The organism is Streptomyces europaeiscabiei, from assembly GCF_036346855.1.
Lineage (GTDB): Bacteria > Actinomycetota > Actinomycetes > Streptomycetales > Streptomycetaceae > Streptomyces > Streptomyces europaeiscabiei.
Genome location: NZ_CP107841.1, coordinates 9,248,278 through 9,267,728 on the forward strand (window position 1 = coordinate 9,248,278; position 19,451 = coordinate 9,267,728).

A 19,451-nucleotide genomic window follows, 5' to 3' on the forward strand; every position below is an offset into this window, starting at 1 on the left:
GACAACGTCGGCCCTCAAGGCCTATCGGGTCTTGAGGGCCGACGTCACGCTGAGACCGGAATTAACCAGCAGTATCAGGAATCGCTCCCGGGCAGGGGCCGTACAGATGTGGGCCCCGAGATGACCTGGCGGATCGCTGGAAGGCCTCGTCGCCTTGTTGCCGCACGCCGTGCGGCTGGGGCGCTTGGGCAGCCGTCCCTCTGAGTAGCGTCGGCTGCCCGGGCCGACCGGATCGTCAAGCGGTCGCTGCCACCTCCGTCCGCTGCTGACGCCGCTTGCGTTGCAGGATCGGGTCCGGGACGGGCGCGGCCGCCACCAGTCGCCGGGTGTACGCGTGCTGCGGCTGGTCGCACACGTCGACGCTGGGTCCCTCTTCGACGATGCGTCCGTGTTGCAGCACCAGGGTGCGTGCCGCGAACTCCTTGACGACGGCGAGGTCGTGGGTGATGAACAGGTACGCACAGCCAAGGGTGTTCTGGAGTTCGGAAAGGAGCTCCAGCGCGGCGGCCTGGGTGGTGACGTCGAGGGCACTGGTCGGCTCGTCGCAGATGATCAGCTTCGGTTGCCGAGCGACCGCCCGTGCGATGGCGATGCGTTGGCGCTGGCCTCCGCTGAACTGGGCCGGGTAGCGGCCGGCTGCGTCCTCCGGCAGGCCGACGCGGCGCAGCAGCTCGGCGATGCGCTCGTGGACCTCCTGGCGTGAGAGGGGTGAACCGGTGAGCAGAGGCTCGGCCAGTGTCCGGCCTACGGGCAGCGCCGGGTTCAGAGACCCGTAAGGATTCTGGAAGATCGCCTGGAGGTCGGAGGACAGGGAGCGGCGTGCGCGGGCGGTGTGGTGGGTGATGTCCTGCCCGTCGAGCAGCACGCGTCCGGCGCTGACCGGGGTCAGCCCCAGTACCGCCTTGCCGATGGTGGTCTTCCCCGAGCCGGACTCGCCCACGAGCGCGACCGTCTCGGCGCGTCCCACCTCGAAGGACACGTCCGCGATGACCGTGGTCGGGGGCTTGCGCAGTCCACGGGACGGGTAGCGGATCGCAAGGCCGTCGAGTTGGAGTACAGGTGTTCCGGTCACGCGACCCTCCCCTCGATACGAGCGATGCTGGGTGTGCTGGCGATGAGCTTCTTCGTGTACGCGTGCTGGGGCCGGTAGAAGATGTCCTCGACCGAGCCCTCCTCCACGATCCGGCCCTGTTCCATCACGATCGCGCGGTCGCAGCTGTCGGCGACGACCCCGAGATCGTGGGTGATCAGGATGATCGCCATCCCTCGTTCGTCGCGCAGTGTCCGGAGCAGATCCAGGATGCCCGCCTGCACCGTGACGTCCAGTGCCGTGGTGGGTTCGTCGGCGATCAGGACCTTCGGTGAGCCGGCCAGCGCCATCGCGATGGCGATCCGCTGAAGCATGCCGCCGGACAGCTCATGCGGGTGACGGCGCGCGATGTCGTCCGGATCGCGCAGGTGGACGCTGGTCAGCAGTTCACGGATCCGTTGCTTGACGGCCTCCTTCCCGCCCGACACGGTGCCGGTGCGGCGGACGACCTCGCCCAACTGGGAGCCGATGGTGAAGTAAGGGTCGAGAGCCATCATGGGTTCCTGCGACACCAGGGCTATCTCTCTGCCGCGGATGCGCTGCAGTTCCCGCTCCGACAGGCCGGCGATCCGGGTCCCGGCCAGCCAGGCCGAGCCGCTTGTCACCATGCCGCCCGGGGCCAGCAGCCCGAGCAGCGACAGGCCCGTGACAGTCTTGCCGCTCCCGGATTCGCCCACGAGACCGAAGATCTCTCCGGTGTTCACCGTGAAGCTGACGGAGTCGACGACGGTACGGGGACCCTGCGCGGTGGCGAAGGCGATGGAGTAGTCGCGTACGGCGAGCACACCCGCGTCCGAAGGTGTCTCCGGCGTCTCGGCGGTCTGCTTGGTGACCGCCACGGGAACCGGCCGCCGCGACCGACCGCCGCCGGTCCCTCGCCTTCGGTCCTGATCGAGGTCGCGCAGTCCGTCGCCGAGCAGCCCGAAGGCGATGGACATGAGGCCGATGAGGCCGCCGGAGACCAGCAGCAGGTAAGGGGTCTGCTGCATGACCTGCGCGGCTTCTCCGACCATGCCGCCCCAGCTGGGGGCCGGCGGCGGAGTGGCCAGGCCGAGGAACCCGAGGCCGGTCTGCACCATGAGGGCGATGCCCGAGAAGAGGCAGACCTGGATCAGCAGCAGCCCCACCAGGCCGGGGAAGATGTGCCGTGCCATGATCCGCGCGGAGCTGAGTCCCGACACTCTGGCGGCGTCCACGAACAGTTCCTCCCGCAGCGCGATGCACGAGCTGCGGATGACCCGTGCGAGGCCCGCGGAGGAGAGAACGCCGAGCGTGAACATGGCGGCGACGTTGCTCTGACTGAAGATCGCCAGGACGGCCAGCATGAGGATGACCGCGGGAACGGAGAGCATGACGTCCATCACTGCCACGATGACCCGGTCGGTCCAGCCGCGCAGATAGCCGGCGAGGATGCCGAGTGACATGCCCAGGATCATGTAGACGCTCACGGCGACAGCCACCCCCAGCAGGGCTGGCCGCCCGCCGTAGAGCAACCGGCTCAGCACGTCGCGGCCGAGGCCGTCGGTGCCCAGCGGGTGACTGGCCGACGGACCGCCGCGCGCGTGGAGCAGGTCCTGTGCCAGCGGCGGGTGCGGTGCCAGAAGGGGGGCGAGGATCACGGCGACGGAGACCGCCAGGACCACGGCGAGCGCTGCCGCGGTGAGAGGGCGGCGCCAGATCCCGGCGAAGGGGTTGGTCCACTTCCGTGGTGGCATGCTCACGGGCGGATCAGTGGTCATGCCACACGCACCTTCGGGTTCAGGAGGGTGTAGAGAACGTCGACGAGAAGGTTGATCAGGATCACCAGCATCGTGAAGGTGATGGCGACACCCTGCACGACCGGCAGATCGTGCTGGTTGGTGGCGTCCACGACCGTCGTCCCGAGCCCGGGCAGGGTGAAGATGTTCTCGACGAGGATCGTGCCGGGGATGTACGCGATCATCGTGAGGGCGATCGCGGTCGCCACCGGCAGCCCGCAACTGCGCAGGGCGTGTTTCCAGACGATGGATACGGGCCGGACGCCGGAGGCTCGCAGCGTTCTGATGTAGTCGAGGTTCAGGGTGGACAGCATCGCGTCGCGGGTGATCTTGGAGATCAGGGCGACACCCCCGATCGAGAGAGCGATCACGGGCAGGATGAGGCTGGCCGCCCATTGACCCGGCGACTCGGCGAACGGGGTGTACCCGGTGGCCGGGAAGATCGGGAACTTGACGGCGAACAGGGATACGAGCATCAGCGCGAGCCAGAAGTTGGGCAGGGCGCTGCCCAGCAGGGACACCACGTCGATCAGCCGGCGGCTGAACCGGCCGCGCGTAGCGCTGTACACCCCGAGCAGGACGCCGACCAGGGTCGACAGGACGGTGGCCCCGATGACCAGGGTCAGTGTGACCGGCAGGCGTTGCCCGATCGTCCCCAGCACGGACTCGCCGCTGAACAGCGAGCTGCCGAAGTCGCCATGCAGGATGTCGCGCAGGTACAGCCAGTACTGCTCGACGAACGGCTTGTCCAGATGGAGCGCGGCCCTCAGCGCGTCGTACTGCTCCTTCGTCGCGTTGATACCCAGGACCGTCCGTGCCGGGTCACCCGGCACGAACGACTCCAGAAGCGAGGTGATCGCCGAGACGACCACCAGGAGCGGGATGGACAGCGCCAGCCTGCGCAGAATGATGGGAAACATCTGTCCTCGTCAGTTAGAGGCCCAGGTGACGTTCGAGGTCAGCTGGGCGGTGCCCACCGCGAACTCCACCCCGCGCAGCTTGTTGTTGTACATGACGATCGTGTCGGTGGAGGCCACCGGCAGCGCGAGCGCCTTCCGCACGATCACATCGGTGAGATCCTTCGCCGCCGCGCCGCTGGACTGGGCGTCCGACTTGGCGAGCCGGGCGAACGCGGCATCGACGTCCTTGTCGCCCACACCGAAGACGTTCATGATGCCCGTCTTTGCGAAGCCCGCCTGCTGTGCGTAGAAGTTCGCACCACCACCCTGGCCGGGCGTGAGTACGGTGGCCGCGTACTTCTTCGACAGCAGGTCGTTGACCCAGCCACCGAAGTTGGCGGCGGCCTTCAGCTTCAGAGTCACACCCACCTTGGCGAGCTGATCCTGCACGGCTTGGAGCATCTTGGTCGTCGAGGGGTCGAACGACCCGTAGTTCACCGGGATGGTCAGCCCGTTCTTGTATCCCGCCGCCTTCAGTAGCTGCTTGGCCTTGGCCGGGTCATAGGGATACGCATCCGCGGACGCGGGGCTGTAGCCGTCGTAGCCGGGCATCGCCGGCTGGGAGAGCGGCTTCCCGTAGTCGCCGTAGACCGCCTTGGTGATCGCGGCTCGGTCGATGGCGAAGTTCAGCGCCTGACGCACCCGCTCGTCGCGCAGTCCCTTGACGACGGTGCCCTCACGGTCCAGGAGGAACAGGCCGGCCCAGGTGGTGGGGCTCTTGATCGTGGTGAGCGACGAGACGTCCGCGACGGTCGGCGCCACGTCCGGGGTGCCGTACATGACGTCGATCTGCCCGGACTTCAGGGCCTGCGCCTGCGAGTTGACGTTCGGCATCACCCGGACGGTGATCTTCTTGAAGTGGATGGCGGACTGGTCGTAGAAGTTCTTGTTCGGAAGGTAGACGTAGTGGTCGCCGGAGACTGACTGCTGGGCGCTGAGGACGTACGGCCCGGCGCCGAAGGTCGTGGAGGCCAACTTCTTCGGGTTCTTCAGCCCCGCGGGGCTGATGATCGCGCCGCCCAGGAACTCGGGTGTGAACAGGGCGCCCATGTCGGGGTACGGCGTCGGGCTGCTGGCCACCAGGGTCGAGTTGTCCGGCGTCGAGAAGGTCAGGGGACGGAAGTAGGACCCGGCGGGTCCGCTGCCCTTCTGGAAATACTTGATCGAGTTGACGACGTCGTCGGCGGTGATCGGCGTGCCGTCGGCGAACTTCGCCCCCTTACGCAGGCTGAGCCGGAACTTGGTGTTCCCGCTGCCCACATAACCCCACTTGTCCGCCAGTCCGGCCGCCAGGGTGCCGTCGGCCTTGCGGCTCAGCAGCGTGGCGTAGGCCGGGTCCGTGTAGTTCAGGCCGGGCCCCACAGCGGCCTGGGCGGGGTCCAGGCTGTTGGGTGCCGAATTCAACGCGATGGTCAGGTCCGCAGGGCCTGCGCTGCCGTTGTCGCCGGTGTTGCTGTTGCCGGCACTGCAGGCGGCGAGCGCGAGCGCGGTCACCACGCCGATCGAGGAGTGGAGGACGGTTCTTCTCTTCATCGAGATCTCCGTTGGGTCGGAAAGTGAAGGCCCGGAGGACGGGGAGGGTGGCACCATCGAGGTGGATGGCCTTGTTGGCGGGTCCGAATGCGCGGAGTTCCAGGAGGGACCCCGCGGATGGTGGCTGATCGGTACGGGGGCGGCAGTTGTCCGCTCCCAGGACCACTCCGTCCCGTATGAGGCAAGAGGACGTCTGCGGCCTGCCGATTCCTTACACGTTTAAGTCGGTGGCCGGTAAACTAACCGTGTCGCCTTCGTTGCGCAAGAGGTGGGCGGAAGGTTGCGACGGCGGAGCCGGTCAGGCGGATACCCGGCCCTCAACACGAAGCGGGCCCTGAACGGGATCAGCGGGGACCTGCTTCCCGTCGAGGGCGTCGACGACGCGGCTGGCCAGGCCCCGTGCGAGGGCGTCGGTGTCACGGACGATCGTGGTGAGCGGTGGCTGTGCCAGCGCCGCACCAGGTATGTCGTCGACGCCGATCACGGCCAGGTCATGCGGGGCCCGCAGCCCCAGGGACCGTAGGGCGACCAGGACAGCCAGGGCGACTTCGTCATTGAAAGCGCAGATCCCGGTCACCGGCGGGTCGGCGGCCAGCCATGCCTTCACCGCTTCCACGGCACCGTCCGGGCCAAAGGGAATCGTGCGAACATCCGGCTCCGGAAGGCCCAGTTCGACGCACACCTTGCGCACACCGTCCAGCCGTGGCTGGGCCAGGACGCCGAGTCGATCCAGGTCCGGGTAGGCGTAGCCGAGCCGTCGGTGTGCGTGGGCCAGGTAGCGGGCCTGCGCCGTTCCGATCGGTTCCTCCGATACGAGCGGAGGCCGGTGCGGACCCCGGATCGAGCCGTGCACCGCCATGACCAGCTCGACTCCCGCTGTCCGCATCGCGTCGGCCTCTGCTTCGGGGAACTCGTCCAGTGCCAGAACCGCTGCTGGTGTCAGGGCTTTCCAAACCTCCCGCATGGGCCGGGCGGAGTGGGTCGATGAGTGCACTAGGAAAGTGAGTTCGTGCTCGGCGAAGGCATTGGTCAGCTGCTGGACGAGTCGTCCGAGGACGTGCTCGATCGGCCAGTCCGGCAGCAGCCCGAGCACGATGTCCGAGCGCCCCTTGCGCAGCGAGCGCGCTGCGGCCGACGGAGCGTAGCCGAGCCGAGCGGCCGCATCCCGCACGCGCTGACGCGTGGCCTCGGGGATCTTCTGGTGGGGTGTGTCGTTGAGGACGAAGCTCACCGTCGCGCGGGAGACCCCGGCCTCGCGCGCGACATCCGCGCTGGTCACGCGTCTCCGTCTGAATGACCCGGTCATGGATCCTCCTCTGACAGTCTTCTGGGACAAACCTCTTGTCACAGCCCGCGGACTGCGGCTACCTTGCCCGCTCAGAGTACCTACACGTTTAAGTTGCGCGAGTAAGTAGCTCAACGTGGCTCTCGCTCCGGGGATGGGCCCGCCCCGTCGGAACCCCACCGTCGCCGGTGCTCGTCGAGGTCAGGCGCAACAGCGGTGCGCCGACCTCCTAACACGTCCCCCGCGCCCGACACGACCCACGAAAGGCAGCCGCGTGATCCGTCATCACGACTTCACCCACAACGGCTTGACACTGCGCTCCACTGTGCATATCCCCGAGGGGCCGGCCGGGACCCGCTGGCCGACCGTGGTGTTCGTGCACGGTTTCACCTCCAACCGGCTCGAACTTCCCAACTTCGTCGCCATGTCCCGGCTGCTGGAAGGTAACGGCATCGCCTCGGTCCGTTTCGACCTCTCGGGCCACGGCGAGAGCGACGGCGACTTCTTCGACGTCACCATCACCGGCGAGATCGCCGAAACCCGGGCAGTGCTCCAATCGGTCCGTGCCTTCGACTTCGTCGACCTCGAGCGGATCGGCCTGGTCGGTATGAGCATGGGAGGGGTGGTCGCCGGGATCGTCGCAGCCGAGGAGTCGGGTATCGGCGCGCTGTGCCTCTGGTCTCCGGCAGCGGTCGCCCCCTTCGAGATCGGCAGGGGCTACTTTAAAGGCCGCAGCCTCGCGGCGGAGATCAAGGAGAAGGGTTACTTCGACGCCGACGGGCACCGGATGAGTCCCGCCTTCGTCGAGGACATCGCCGGCCTTGACGTCTACGGGCGGTCCAGCCGGTACACCGGCCCGGTCCACATCCTGCACGGCGACAAGGACGACATCGCTCCTCTCGAATACCTCCGCCGCTACCTGGACCACTACGACGGCAACGCGGAGCTCCAGGTCGTCGAGGGCGCGGACCACGCCTGGGGCACCGTCCCGCACCGCACCACGTTGCACCAGTCCACCCTGCGATTCCTGCGAAGGCACCTCCAGTCATGACGACGCCGAGCTTCAAGCCGTTCCGTACGACGGACGCCACAACGACGGTCACCGGGCTGTGCACCGCGGACGACTCCGGTCTCGTGGCCACCCCGTATCCCGTCCCCCGGTTGTCGTGGTCGCTGACGAGCGACCGGTCCGGCGTCCTGCAGCACGCCTACGAGATCCAGGTGTCGGCCGACCGTTCCTTCGGCGACGCGACCTCCAGCGGAGCGGTCCGGTCCGACGTGGTGGTCGATCACCCGTGGCCGGCCGAACCGCTGCGCAGCCGCGAGGTCCGTCACTGGCGCGTCCGCGTCCGCACCGAGCGCGGGTGGACGGCATGGAGCGAACCCGCCCGGGTGGAGGCCGCACTGCTCGATGACACGGAGTGGACGGCCTACCCCGTCCATCTCCCCAGTGACCAGGGCCGCCCCTCCCTCGGCCTGGTGCCGCTGTTCCGCCGGGAGTTCGACCTCCCGGCGGAGCCGGTATCCGCGCGCCTGTACGTCACCGCGATGGGCGTCCACCGAACCACGATCAACGGCCGGCGGGTCTCCGACGACCTGCTGGAACCGGGCTGGACCAGCTACCCCAATCGCCTCCTCTACGCCACCTACGACGTCACCCACCTGCTCGTCCCCGGCCGCAACGCCGTCTCCGCCGCGGTCGGCGACGGCTGGTACCGAGGCCACCTCACCTGGCACAAGAACCGCAACGTCTACGGCGACACCTCGGCACTGCTCGCGCAACTCGAAGTCACTCTGGCCGACGGCAGCGCCGTCACGGTGGTCACCGACGAGAACTGGCGGGGCGGTTACGGCGACCTGCGGGCGGCGGACCTGTATGACGGCTGCGAGCGCGACCTCCGTCAGGAACCGCACGGATGGCAGCTGCCGGGCTTTGACGACCACGGCTGGGAGCGGGCCGCCGCACTCGCCCTGCCCACCGGCCTGACCCAGCGGACCCACCCGCCCGTCCGTGTCGTTCAGGTCATCCAGCCCGATCAACGCACACTGCCCGACGGCACCATCGCCGTCGACGCAGGCGAGAACATCACCGGCTGGCTCCGACTCCGCGCAGAGGGCCCGGCCGGAAGCACCGTCACCGTCCGGCATGCGGAAGTCCTCGACGGCGACGGCCGCCTGCTGACCAGCGTCCTGCGCGGCGCCCGTGCCACCGACCAGTACACCCTGGCCAGCGGCACGACGGACCTGGAGCCGAAGTTCACCTTTCACGGCTTCCGCTACGCCGAGATCGAAACCTCACCAGGCGTCACCGTCGAACACGCCGAGGTGGCCGTCGTGGCCAGCGACCTGCGCCGCATCGGCGACTTCCACTGCTCCGACGAGCGCGTGAACACGCTGTTCGCCAACGTCGTGCGCTCCCAGCGCGGCAACTTCCTCGCCGTACCGACCGACTGCCCGCAACGCGACGAACGACTCGGCTGGACCGGCGACATCATGGCCTTCGCACCGACCGCGTGCGCCACGTTCGACAGCCGATCCTTTCTCGACAGCTGGCTCACCGATCTGGGCATCGAGCAGCGCCCGGACGGCGCGGTCCCGATGGTGATTCCCGACGTGGACCTCGGTGAACTGCCGCCGAGCGACCTGCCGTTCGCCGGCTCCGCGGCGGGCTGGGGCGACGCCGCCACCGTCGTACCGGTCGCCCTCTTCGACGCATACGGCCATCGCAGCCTACTCGGCCGCCACTACGCGGCGATGCGCGCGTGGGTCGAGTTCACCGTTGGCTGTCTGGACAAGGACGGGACCTGGAGCGGCAACGCGCAACTCGGTGACTGGCTCGACCCGTCCGCGCCACCGGAGGACCCGTCCCGCGCCACGACCGACTCCGCCTACGTCGCCACCGCCTTCGTCGCCCACAGTGCCCGGCTCCTCGCCGAGGCGGCCCGCGAACTGGGCCACTCCGATGAGGCCGACCGGTACGCGGCCCTGCACCGCCGTACCGCCGAGGCCGCCTGGCGCAAGTGGGGCGACCACGCACGCACCACCCAGACTGGCTGCGCACTCGCCCTCACTTTCGACATCGCACCCGCCGCCGAACGCGCGGCGGTGGGCGAGGCACTCGCAGCCCTGGTGCGCGCGAGCGGCGGGCGCATCGCCACCGGCTTCCTCGGCACGCCCTTCGTGCTGCCCGCCCTCACCGCCACGGGCCACACGGCCGAGGCCTACCAGCTCCTGCTCAACACTGAGTGCCCAGGCTGGCTCTACCAGGTCGCCCGCGGCGCCACCACCATGTGGGAACGGTGGGACGCCATCCGCCCCGACGGCACCATCGACACCGAGAAGGCCGGCACGATGCTGTCCTTCAACCACTACGCCTACGGTGCCGTCGCCACCTGGCTCTACCAGTCCGTCGCCGGACTACGACCAGCGACTCCCGGCTATCGCACTGTTGAGATCGCTCCCCGCCCTGGAGACGGCCTCACCTCGGCCGACGCCTCCATCGTCACTCCCTACGGCAGGGCATCCGTCGCCTGGTCGATCAGCGGCAACACGCTGACCGTGGACGTCTCGCTGCCACCCGGCACGACCGGACGGTTCAGCGCGCCCGAGGGCTGGCGTTGCGCCACCGAAGCCGGCCGACTCGGATCCGGGGGGCACCGCCTGCTCCTTCACTCCGGCTCCTAGCCCCGCACCACCAAGGAACGCGCCCCATGGCAACCAGCCACGACAACTGCACCACTGAGCCGAGCCTCGTCGAGAAGACCGCGCGGCTGTCGGGCCAGGACTTCTAGTCCACCAGGCTTTCCGCAGGAGCGGGGATCTGGGATCCCTTCGCTCGTGCTGAGCGACGGGCCCGCACAGCGCGCGGCGCCCGCCGCCAGCGCCAGGAGGCCGACAATCTCGGCCTGTACAACAGTGAATCGGCGACCTGTTTTCCGCCCGCGGTCGCGCTGGCGTCTAGTTGGGATCCGGACCTGGTCGGCCGGGTGGGAAAGGCGCTCGGCCGTGAGGCGAGGGCGCTGGGCGTGGACGGACTCCTCGGCCCTGGCATCAACACCAAGCGCTCGCCGACCGGATGCGGGTGAGCGCCGATATCGACGAGCACACCCTGCGGGAGATCTACTTCCCGGCGTTCGAGCGGATCGTGAAGCAGGCGCGCCCGGCGACCGTCATGTGCGCCCACAACAAGATCAACGGCACCTACGCCTCCGAGAGCCGATGGCTGCTCACCCAGGTGTTGCGCGATGAGTGGGGCTTCGACGGTCTGTCGGTCTCCGACTGAGGAGCTGTCAGCGATTGCGTCGCCGCGCTGCTGGCCGGGACCGGCCTGGAGATGCCCGGCAACAGTCGCGGCACCGATGCGGAGGTTGCCGCCGCGGTGCGCCGCGGGGAGCTCGACGAGACCGAGGTCGACACAGCTACGTCAACGCCACCCGAGTGTCATGAGTTGGGTGTGATCCCGGTGGGTGCCGGGTGAGGCCCGCCGGGCGGCGAACTCCTGGCACTGGAGAGCGTCGGCGAGGCATGGATTCGCCGCGGTGGAATGGATGGATGGTCCTGCCTATGTGGTGGATGACTGGTTGGCCGTCCACCAGGCGGCGACCTGGGCCAGGGCTCCGAAGGCGGGCTTGGCCAGGGTGTTCTTGATGTGGTACTCCACCGTGCGCGGAGAGAGCGCGAGTGCGGAGGCGATCTGCCGGTTGCTCTTGCCCTGTGCGGCCAGGGCGGCCACTTGGTTCTCTCGCTGGGTACCGTCGATGATGGGCGGACCCAGCAGGGCAGCGTTCGCGTTGGCCTCGGCGAAGGACAGGGTGGCCAGGTCCTTGACCTTGCGTGGGTCGCTGTGCGAGCAATCCCGAGGTGTCGTCGTAGACGGTGCGGTTCTTGTGCCAGGTGAGGTGGCCTCGGTACCAGCCGTCGCCGACCGATTCGGGGACGCCGGCCGACGACCCGCACGTTCCTGTCGGAATCTCCTCCGGCCCTTTGGGCTGAATCGACATCGTCACCCGCCTCACACGACAACGTCGATCTCCACGACCGCAACCAGGCCATGGAGACCGACGTCACGCGAGGGACCGGATTGCCAACAGCGGTTCGCGGTGGGCGTGGTCCCTTGTCGTGGGTCTGTGGGTTAGGGATGGTCGATCACGGTGCGGGAGGCGTTGGCGAGGTCGGTGGGGACTTTGGTGTGTGTTTGGCAGTTGGCGTTGGGGCCGGTGGTTTTGGGGGTGTCGGGGTAGGCGCAGATGGTTCGCTGGACGCCCGCGACGGTGTCGTTCTGGTTGAAGGACTCCGGCGCTTTTCCGTGTTCGGTCCAGGTTTGGAGGGCGTCGAGGAGCTGGGACATGGCGGGGGTTGTGCCGGTGAGGGCTGGGGGTTCGTGGCCGACGTTGGGGAAGTAGAAGGTGCGCACGAAGGAGCGGGTGTTGTGGACGCCGTATCGGTCGAAGAGGCGTTGCTGGTAGTTGTAGGAGCCGAAGGGCACGATGAGGGGGTCGTTGGTGGGGACGTAGTAGAGGATTTTGCCCTTGTTGTGGCGGACGTCGGTCAGGTCGGTGCTGTCGGTCGAGGCGGTTCCGGCGAACTTGCGGTAGGCGGCTTGGAAGGTCTGGGGGAAGTTGTCGGTGGTGAGGTGGGAGCGCCAGTTGTAGGTGGCGTCCTGCTTGAGCCAGTGGCGGAGCCAGGTGTCGATCATCGGGCTCATGTTGTTGCCGCCGGGCAGGAGTGTGGAGAAGGAGGTTCCGCGGGTGATGCCGCCCCACAGGCGGTTGCCGTGTGTGTCGCGGGGGCCGTCCCAGATGAGGTTGACGGCCTTGGCCTCTTGAGGGGTGAGGCTGTTGACGTTTCGGGCGTCGAAGGTGCAGCGGCGGGGTTCTGCGATGACGCCGTCTTTCACGCCGTCCTGGGTGTCGCAGGCGGTGACGGCGGCGGCGTTCGCGGCGTCGCTTTTGGCAGGTGCCAGGCCTTTTGCGCCGAGCAGTTCGTTGACGACGATGGCGGGCCAGGCTTCTGCGACGGGGAAGCGGTTCCAGTTGATGGCGGGGAAGCCGATGAGGAAGCCGTCGTAGAGGTCGCCGTGTTTCTGGGCCATCTGCCAGCCCTGCCGGCCGCCGGTTGATGCGCCGACCCAGTAGTTCCTGCGGGCGTCTTCGCCGTAGTAGGTCTTGGTGAGTTTGAGGGCCCAGGTGGTCTGGGCGTGTTCGCTGCGGTCGATGAAGTCCTTGACCTGTGAGGTCAGGAGTTTGCCGCGTGGGTCGAGGACGAAGCCGCCGCCGATCAGGCCGCAGTCCGGCTGGGCGTTGGTCAGACCGGTCTTGGGGTTGGTGGCGTTGCACCAGGCCTGGTTGTGACCGGTGTCGGTGTTGGAGCCGACTTCGCCGCGCTGCAGTGGGAAGGAGAGGTCGGAGATGATGCCCTGGTAGCCGCCGCCGCCGATGTTGAGGACGCGTCCGTTCCAGGCGCCCGACTCGGTTCCGCCCTTGCCGCCGTCGGCGTCGTTGAGGGGGAGCACGACCCGGATGTTGATCGCGCGCGCGGGTGTCAGGTCGACCTGGCAGTGGGCGGGAACGTCCGGTGTTGCGGAGATGACCTTGGACGTCGCCGACTTGACCTCATGCTTGTTCACCAGACCGGAGGCGAGATCGGAACACGCAGCGCTCCGTGCACTGGCGCTGTGGGGCGCGACCAGCGTCCAGAGGGAGACCGACGCCGCGGCCAGGGTGCCGCTGGCCAGCAGCCAGCGAGACCTTCGGCTCCGGTGGGATCGAGGAGGTGTGGGGTGTGTGGGTTGCTGCATCAGCGGCCTTTCTGAAGGGACTCCAGCGAATGACGGCATCTCAGCCGTCACAGGCGTGGGATGGAACATCGTGTGGCACTCTGTGTCACGGCAGCGGGAATGCTCTTCCGAAGTGGCGGTGACGGGCGCCAGATGGCGCTGCCGAGGAGATGCGAGCCAGCCTGTGAAGTCTGCGCGGCCAGTCCCCGTTGCATTGTTTGGGCTGGGAGGGGTGGGTCAGGAGCCGTGGAGGTAGTGCCGGTGATTGGGCTTCCCAAGCCCAGGCCTCCCGCCGATGGCCTGCCAGCGGGCACCGGCGGCCGACTGCCGCATCACGCAGCCCGCCGGTGGTGGACGCTTCCGTCCGTTAGCCGGTGGCGCCAGGGCCTTCCCCCAGATCATCAACGTCAGGGGTAAAAGTCTTACCGGGTCCCGGAGGCCACGAGCCCGAACCGGCCACTGCAAGGAAGGTGCTTGTGATAGTCGAGCTGCGGCCCGGGGCCCACGCGAACGCACTCCAGGCCGCATCCGGGGATCACGCGAGGTTCTTGGTGAAGAACTCCGACAGCGTGTCGAACGGGATCAGATTCGTCCTGTCGTAGAGGTCCACGTGGCCAGCGTTCGGGACCACGTGGAACTCCTTCGGCTCCGCCGCCAGTTCATAGGCGTCCTCGCTGAAGTAGCGCGAGTGCGCGTGCTCTCCCACGACGAACAGGATGGGGCGTGGCGAGATCGTGTTGATGTGGGTGAGCAGCGGGAAGTTCATGAACGACATCATGCTCGTCATCGTGAACTGGGTGATCGAGTTGGGGTGGTAGCCCCGTGGGGTGGAGTAGAACTCGCCGAACTCGCGGCCGATGGGGTCGGTTGTGTCGTCGAACCCGATCGGCGCTCCACGCGGTGTCAGCACGGGGGCATAGCCCTCGAAGTCCACGTATCGCTGTTGTGCCATCGCGTCGAGCATGCCGTTTCGCGCCTCGTCGGTGAGCGAATCCTGCCAACCCTTCGAGGCAGTCCGGGAGATGTCGTACATGACGACGGTGGCGACCGCCTTGAGACGCCGGTCGACCTGTGCGGCGCTGAGCAGAAATCCGCCGCTGCCGCACATGCCGATCCCGCCGATGCGCTCCCGGTCGACGAAGGGACGTGTGCCGAGGTAGTCCACCGCTGCGCTGAAGTCCTCGACGAAGAGGTCAGGGGAGGCGACATGACGTGGCTCGCCGCCGCTGTAGCCGTTGTACGACGGGTCGAACGTGAGGGCCACGAATCCGCGCAGGGCCAGATTCTGGGCGTAGATGCCGGGCCCCTGCTCCTTGACGCCACCGAACGGTGCGCCGATGACGATCGCCTGGTGCTTCCGTGACTCGTCGAAGTCCTTGAGCCGGTAGAGGTCCGCCGCGATGGTGATCCCGAACCTGTTCTGGTACGACACCGATGTGCGCGTGACGTTCTCGTCGAGCTCGAAGATGTAGTTGTCCGGGGCTGGCATTGTTTTTGTCCTTCTTCCTGTGCGTATAGCCGTGAGGGGCGCTGCTGGCGGACTCCGTGGGCCGGTGTGCCGTGCCGGCTGTCGGCCGAGTGCTCATGCCGTGTGCGCGCCACACAGCCCAGCTAACCGGCTCTGCGCGGTCGCAGGGAGTCTCTGACAAGGGGTGTACTGGCAGTACATCCCTTGTCAGCCTTAGTCGGGCGTACCGTGCAGTAGTGGACCATCGTGAAGAGATCCGCGAGTTCCTGATCTCGCGGCGAGCCAAGATCACACCTCAGCAGGCAGGGCTGCCCGCCGGTAGCAAGCGCCGCGTTCCCGGGCTGCGTCGCAGTGAGGTCGCTGCGCTGGCAGACGTCAGCGTCGAGTACTACGCCAAGGTGGAGCGCGGCAATCTCGCCGGCGTGTCCCCGGGCGTACTTGAGGCGATCGCCCGTGCGCTCCAGCTCGACGACGCCGAACGCGCGCACCTGCTCCACCTGGCCCAGGCAGCCGACGGCTCTGACACCCTGGCACGGCCCCGCCGCCGCGCTGCCAAGCAGTGGACCGCGCACCCGAGCCTGCAGTGGACCCTGGACGCCATCACCGCGGGGCCCGCCTTCGTTGGCAACGGCCGTATGGACCTGCTCGCCATGAACCACCTCGCCCGCGCCTTCTACTGCGATCTGCCCACCGCCGGACAGCGGCCACCGAACCTCGCCCGATACGCTTTCCTCGACCCCGCCGCGCAGCGCTTCTACGCGGACTGGGAGCAGATCGCCGACCAGACCGTCGCCATCCTGCGCGTCCAGGCCGGCCGCGACCCCCACAACCGGGACCTTCACGACCTGGTCGGTGAACTGTCCACCCGTAGCGACGCATTCCGCACCCGCTGGGCCGGCCACAACGTCCACCTGCACGGCACGGGAGCAAAGCGGTACCACCATCCGGTCGTCGGCGACCTCACCCTCTCCTGGGAGGGCCTGGAAATGATCGCCGCACCCGGCCTCGCCCTTACCATCTACACCGCCGAGCCGGGCTCACCCTCCGAGGAAGGGCTGCGTCTACTCTCCTCTTGGGGTGCCACCCAGGAAACCGCCTCCCCGACGCCACCGCCCACGATCGGCTGACGCGCCGCCCCGCTCGGCACCCGGGGCTCGATGCGGGCGCAGCGGCCTTTGCTGGTCACGCTGCCTCGGTTTGCTGTCGGCTGACCTTGCTTGGCATCCTGAATCGGGTTTCCGCGAGCCGTGGAACGTTTCGGGAAGGAATGCAGCTCGGTCTGGACACCTGCCTGGATCAGCCGACGGTTGTAGCTCAGACCTTCGCCGTGCAACGGGTCGAAGTCGCAGACGGAGACATACGAGGGGCCGACTGGTGAGATCTCGGTGTGGGCTGGCGCCTCTGCATTGGGCCGGGGCCGCGTTGGCTTGTCGGTGAGCGCACGCATCGATGGGTTCTCCAGCCAGTCGTCCCTTCTAATATGCCGAGGAACTGGAAGCACGACGCCGGACCACCAAGACGAGGTGAGGGCGCAGATGGGCGAGTCCGTCCTGTCGCGGGCGGTGCGGATCCTTGAGGTGTTCACGCCCGATGAGCTGGCTCTCACCGTCTCCGAGATCTCGCGGCGCTCAGGACTGCATCTGGCGACGGCGTCGCGACTGGTGGCTGAGCTTGTCACGCACGGGTTCCTGGCGCGGGACGCGGACCGCCGGGTGCGGATCGGCGTGCGGCTGTGGGAGCTCGGGACGCGGGCCTCGCCCACCCTGTCGCTGCGGGATACGGCGATGCCGTTCATGGAGGGCCTGCACGACGTGGTGGGGCACCACGTCCAGATCGGTGTGCTGGACGGCGGTGAGGTGCTGTTCCTGGAACGGCTCTCGGCGCCGGGAGCGATCATCAACTACACCCGCATCGCGGGCCGGCTGCCGCTGCACGTGTCCTCCAGCGGTTTGGTGCTGCTCGCCCACGGGCCGGTGGAACTGCAGGAACGCGTCCTGGCCGGGCCGTTGCGCGCCTACACACCGCACACCATCACGTTCCCCGCGGCATTGCGCTCCACCCTGGCCGCCGTCCGGCAGCAGGGCTACGCGTTCTGCCCGGGCTACTTCCACGAGGACGCTCTCGGCATCGCGGCTCCGGTGCGCGACGGGCGGGGCGACGTCATGGCCGCCCTTTCCGTGATCGTGCCCAACGACTCCGGAGCCACTTCCCTCGTGCCCGTGGTGCAGGCGGCCGCGCGGGGCATGTCCCGGGCCCTGGCGGCTCGAGGAGCCCACGGCCTCCCCGGCTGAAGCGCTCGCAATTCGGTCTCTCATTGAATGAGAGTGCCGTCGCACCACCTTCCCGCCCCCGCGCATGCTTCCGGCAACCCCAACGACGGGAGGCGACGACGTGGTCGTAACTCTGGAGATCTCTGCCAAGGAGACCGTGGCCGAGGGTGTAGCCGCGCTGACCCTCGGCCACCCTGCGGGCACACGGCTGCCGGACTGGACACCCGGCTCCCACATCGAACTGGTGCTGCCCGAGGGGACGATCCGGCACTACTCGCTGTGCGGCAACCGGTGGGACGCGTACACGTACCGAATCGCGGTCCTGCGCGAGCCGCAGGGCCGCGGCGGATCGCTGTACGTGCACGATGCACTGCGACCGGGCGCGCGGGTCGGCGTCGGCGGTCCGCGCAACCACTTCCCGCTGGTGCCCTCGGAGAAGTACCTCTTCATCGCTGGCGGAATCGGCATCACGCCGCTGCTGCCGATGGTCCAGCAGGCCGAACTGCTGGGTGTGGACTGGCAGTTGCTCTACGGTGGACGGACGCGGGCGTCCATGGCCTTCACCGAGGAACTGTCGGTTGCCTATGGCGAGCGGGTGCACCTCGTACCGCAGGACGAGTGCGGACTGCTCGATCTCGACGCCTGGTTGGGAACTCCGCGCGCGGACACCAAGGTCTACTGCTGCGGTCCCGGTCCTCTGCTGGCCGCCGTGGAGGCCGCCTGCGCCGACTGGGCACCGTACACCCTGCGCACCGAGCGCTTCAGCGCCGCCGAACAGACCGCCCCGGTGCGCGGCACCCCCTTCGAGGTCGAGTTGCGGCGGACGGGACGCATCGTGACCGTGACCCAGGACGTCTCGGTCCTGGACGCGGTGCGCCGTGCCGGAGTGGACGTGCTCGCCTCCTGTGAGCAGGGCACCTGCGGCACCTGTCTCACCCCGGTCCTTCAGGGTCGACCCGACCACCGCGATTCGATTCTCGCCAACCATGAACGGGCCGCGAACACCTGCATGTTCCCGTGCGTGTCCCGTTCCTGCGACGACCGCCTGGTCCTCGACCTCTGATCCGTCCCTGCCCGAGCCGTGCCCAGGAGCCGTCATGCCCGAAACCGCCGAGCGAGCTGCAATGGTGCCTATCTGTGACGCCGACCCCTTCGCCCCCTCCGTTCTTGAGGAGCCGGAAGGACTCCACCATGTGCTGCGGGCTGCTGGGCCGGTGGTGTACCTGCCCCGGTACGACGTCCACGCCTTGGCCCGCTACGAACAGGTGCACGCCGCCCTGGTGGACTGGCAGCACTTCGAGTCGGGGGCCGGGGTGGGGCTGGCCAACTTCCGCCACGAAGAGCCGTGGCGGCCGCCGAGCCTGCTGCTGGAGGCCGACCCGCCTCGGCACGACGCCCCCCGTCGAGTGCTGCGCGAGATCCTCGCTCCGCCGGAGCTCCGCCGCCTGCGCGAGACATGGCAGGCCGGGGCGGAGGAGATGGTTGACCAAATCCTGAGCGAAGCAACGGAGTTCGACGCCTTCGCACGACTGGCACGAGCGTTTCCGCTGAGGGTCTTTCCCGACGCGGTGGGACTCGGCCCCGACGGCCGGGAGAACCTCCTGCCGTACGGCAACATGGCCTTCAACGCCTTCGGTCCCCGCAACGACCTGGTGGCGGCGGATGTCCATCGGGTGGCCGAGCTGTCGGCATGGGTCAATGCCCAGTGCGCCCGCGAGGCACTTGCCGAGGACGGGTTCGGAGCACGTATCTGGGGCGCGGCCGACCGCGGTGACCTGACGCGCTCCCAGGCGCCATTGGTGGTGCGTTCACTGCTCACCGCCGGCGTCGACACCACGGTGCATGGTCTGGCGGCCTGCCTGTACGCCTTCGCCTCCCACCCCGAGGAGTGGCAACGGCTACGCGAGCGACCGGAGTTGGCGCGGGTCGCCTTCGACGAGGCGGTGCGCTGGCAGTCGCCGGTGCAGACCTTCTTCCGTACCGCCACCACCGGCATGACCATCGCCGGCACCGTCATCCCCGAGGGAACGAAGATTCTCATGTTCCTCGGCGCCGCCAACCGAGACCCCGCCCGCTGGACCGACCCGGACCGCTTCGACCTCACCCGCGATCCCTCCGGGCACGTCGGCTTCGGCATGGGCATCCACCAGTGCGTCGGCCAGCACGTCGCCCGCCTGGAGGCAGAGGCGCTGCTGAGTGCCCTGGCCCGCCGCGTCGAGCGGATCGAGTTCACCGGCACCCCGCGCCGGCACGTCAACAACACCCTGCGCGCCTGGACTTCCCTACCCGTGCGCGTCCACCCCAGCGCCTGAGC

16 protein-coding genes are annotated in these 19,451 nt (G+C 68.3%); 8 read left to right on the forward strand and 8 right to left on the reverse strand.

What is annotated here, in order from left to right; genetic code table 11:
• Nucleotides 1-235 precede the first annotated feature (235 nt).
• The 5 genes from OG858_RS40230 to OG858_RS40250 form a co-directional block, all read right to left on the reverse strand.
• The gene (locus OG858_RS40230) at nucleotides 236-1,072 is read right to left on the reverse strand and encodes an ABC transporter ATP-binding protein (RefSeq protein ID WP_327747936.1); all 837 of its coding nucleotides are present in this window, start codon (nucleotides 1,070-1,072) and stop codon (nucleotides 236-238) included.
• Complete coding sequence (locus tag OG858_RS40235) at nucleotides 1,069-2,829, reverse strand: dipeptide/oligopeptide/nickel ABC transporter permease/ATP-binding protein (RefSeq protein ID WP_327747935.1); 1,761 nt, start codon at nucleotides 2,827-2,829, stop codon at nucleotides 1,069-1,071. The genes OG858_RS40230 and OG858_RS40235 overlap by 4 nt, the downstream gene beginning before the upstream one ends.
• On the reverse strand, nucleotides 2,826-3,767 hold the full coding sequence (locus OG858_RS40240; RefSeq protein ID WP_327725571.1) for an ABC transporter permease: 942 nt from the start codon (nucleotides 3,765-3,767) through the stop codon (nucleotides 2,826-2,828). Before OG858_RS40240 ends, OG858_RS40235 begins: the two co-directional genes overlap by 4 nt.
• A gap of 9 nt (nucleotides 3,768-3,776) precedes the next feature.
• Nucleotides 3,777-5,339 carry an ABC transporter substrate-binding protein gene (locus tag OG858_RS40245; protein ID WP_327725572.1) on the reverse strand — a complete coding sequence of 521 codons (1,563 nt, stop codon included), beginning with the start codon at nucleotides 5,337-5,339 and terminating at the stop codon, nucleotides 3,777-3,779.
• A 298-nt stretch (nucleotides 5,340-5,637) separates the two neighbouring features.
• Nucleotides 5,638-6,618, reverse strand: coding sequence for a LacI family DNA-binding transcriptional regulator (locus OG858_RS40250; RefSeq protein WP_327725573.1), 981 nt, complete (start codon nucleotides 6,616-6,618; stop codon nucleotides 5,638-5,640).
• A 280-nt stretch (nucleotides 6,619-6,898) separates the two neighbouring features.
• On the opposite strand from OG858_RS40250, the gene OG858_RS40255 reads away from it, so the two are divergent.
• From OG858_RS40255 to OG858_RS40265, 4 genes are all read left to right on the forward strand, one after another.
• Nucleotides 6,899-7,675 carry an alpha/beta hydrolase gene (locus tag OG858_RS40255; protein WP_327725574.1) on the forward strand — a complete coding sequence of 259 codons (777 nt, stop codon included), beginning with the start codon at nucleotides 6,899-6,901 and terminating at the stop codon, nucleotides 7,673-7,675.
• On the forward strand, nucleotides 7,672-10,308 hold the full coding sequence (locus OG858_RS40260; protein ID WP_327747934.1) for a family 78 glycoside hydrolase catalytic domain: 2,637 nt from the start codon (nucleotides 7,672-7,674) through the stop codon (nucleotides 10,306-10,308). Before OG858_RS40255 ends, OG858_RS40260 begins: the two co-directional genes overlap by 4 nt.
• A gap of 290 nt (nucleotides 10,309-10,598) precedes the next feature.
• A complete protein-coding gene (locus OG858_RS48350; protein ID WP_406202026.1) occupies nucleotides 10,599-10,709 on the forward strand; it encodes a hypothetical protein in 111 nt (36 codons plus the stop codon).
• Nucleotides 10,706-10,906, forward strand: coding sequence for a glycoside hydrolase family 3 N-terminal domain-containing protein (locus tag OG858_RS40265; protein WP_406200561.1), 201 nt, complete (start codon nucleotides 10,706-10,708; stop codon nucleotides 10,904-10,906). Before OG858_RS48350 ends, OG858_RS40265 begins: the two co-directional genes overlap by 4 nt.
• A gap of 279 nt (nucleotides 10,907-11,185) precedes the next feature.
• Here the strand turns inward: OG858_RS40265 and OG858_RS40270 are convergent, their stop codons facing one another.
• The 3 genes from OG858_RS40270 to OG858_RS40280 all read right to left on the reverse strand — a co-directional run bounded on the left by OG858_RS40270 (nucleotide 11,186) and on the right by OG858_RS40280 (nucleotide 14,888).
• Nucleotides 11,186-11,443, reverse strand: coding sequence for a response regulator transcription factor (locus OG858_RS40270; RefSeq protein WP_327726124.1), 258 nt, complete (start codon nucleotides 11,441-11,443; stop codon nucleotides 11,186-11,188).
• Nucleotides 11,444-11,755: 312 nt separating this feature from the next.
• The gene (locus OG858_RS40275; protein ID WP_327725576.1) at nucleotides 11,756-13,249 is read right to left on the reverse strand and encodes a tannase/feruloyl esterase family alpha/beta hydrolase; all 1,494 of its coding nucleotides are present in this window, start codon (nucleotides 13,247-13,249) and stop codon (nucleotides 11,756-11,758) included.
• A 685-nt stretch (nucleotides 13,250-13,934) separates the two neighbouring features.
• Nucleotides 13,935-14,888, reverse strand: coding sequence for an alpha/beta hydrolase (locus tag OG858_RS40280; protein ID WP_327725577.1), 954 nt, complete (start codon nucleotides 14,886-14,888; stop codon nucleotides 13,935-13,937).
• 215 nt (nucleotides 14,889-15,103) lie between these two features.
• Here OG858_RS40280 and OG858_RS40285 point away from each other — a divergent pair, with 215 nt between their 5' ends.
• The 4 genes from OG858_RS40285 to OG858_RS40300 all read left to right on the forward strand — a co-directional run bounded on the left by OG858_RS40285 (nucleotide 15,104) and on the right by OG858_RS40300 (nucleotide 19,449).
• Nucleotides 15,104-15,994 carry a helix-turn-helix transcriptional regulator gene (locus OG858_RS40285; RefSeq protein WP_327725578.1) on the forward strand — a complete coding sequence of 297 codons (891 nt, stop codon included), beginning with the start codon at nucleotides 15,104-15,106 and terminating at the stop codon, nucleotides 15,992-15,994.
• Nucleotides 15,995-16,402: 408 nt separating this feature from the next.
• Entirely contained in the window at nucleotides 16,403-17,158 is a 756-nt protein-coding gene (locus OG858_RS40290) for an IclR family transcriptional regulator (protein WP_327725579.1), read from the forward strand.
• A 64-nt stretch (nucleotides 17,159-17,222) separates the two neighbouring features.
• Nucleotides 17,223-18,200 (forward strand): PDR/VanB family oxidoreductase, encoded by a 978-nt coding sequence (locus tag OG858_RS40295; protein WP_327725580.1) that lies wholly within the window; start codon nucleotides 17,223-17,225, stop codon nucleotides 18,198-18,200.
• Between the two features lie 34 nt (nucleotides 18,201-18,234).
• Nucleotides 18,235-19,449, forward strand: coding sequence for a cytochrome P450 (locus tag OG858_RS40300; RefSeq protein WP_327725581.1), 1,215 nt, complete (start codon nucleotides 18,235-18,237; stop codon nucleotides 19,447-19,449).
• Nucleotides 19,450-19,451: the final 2 nt, after the last annotated feature.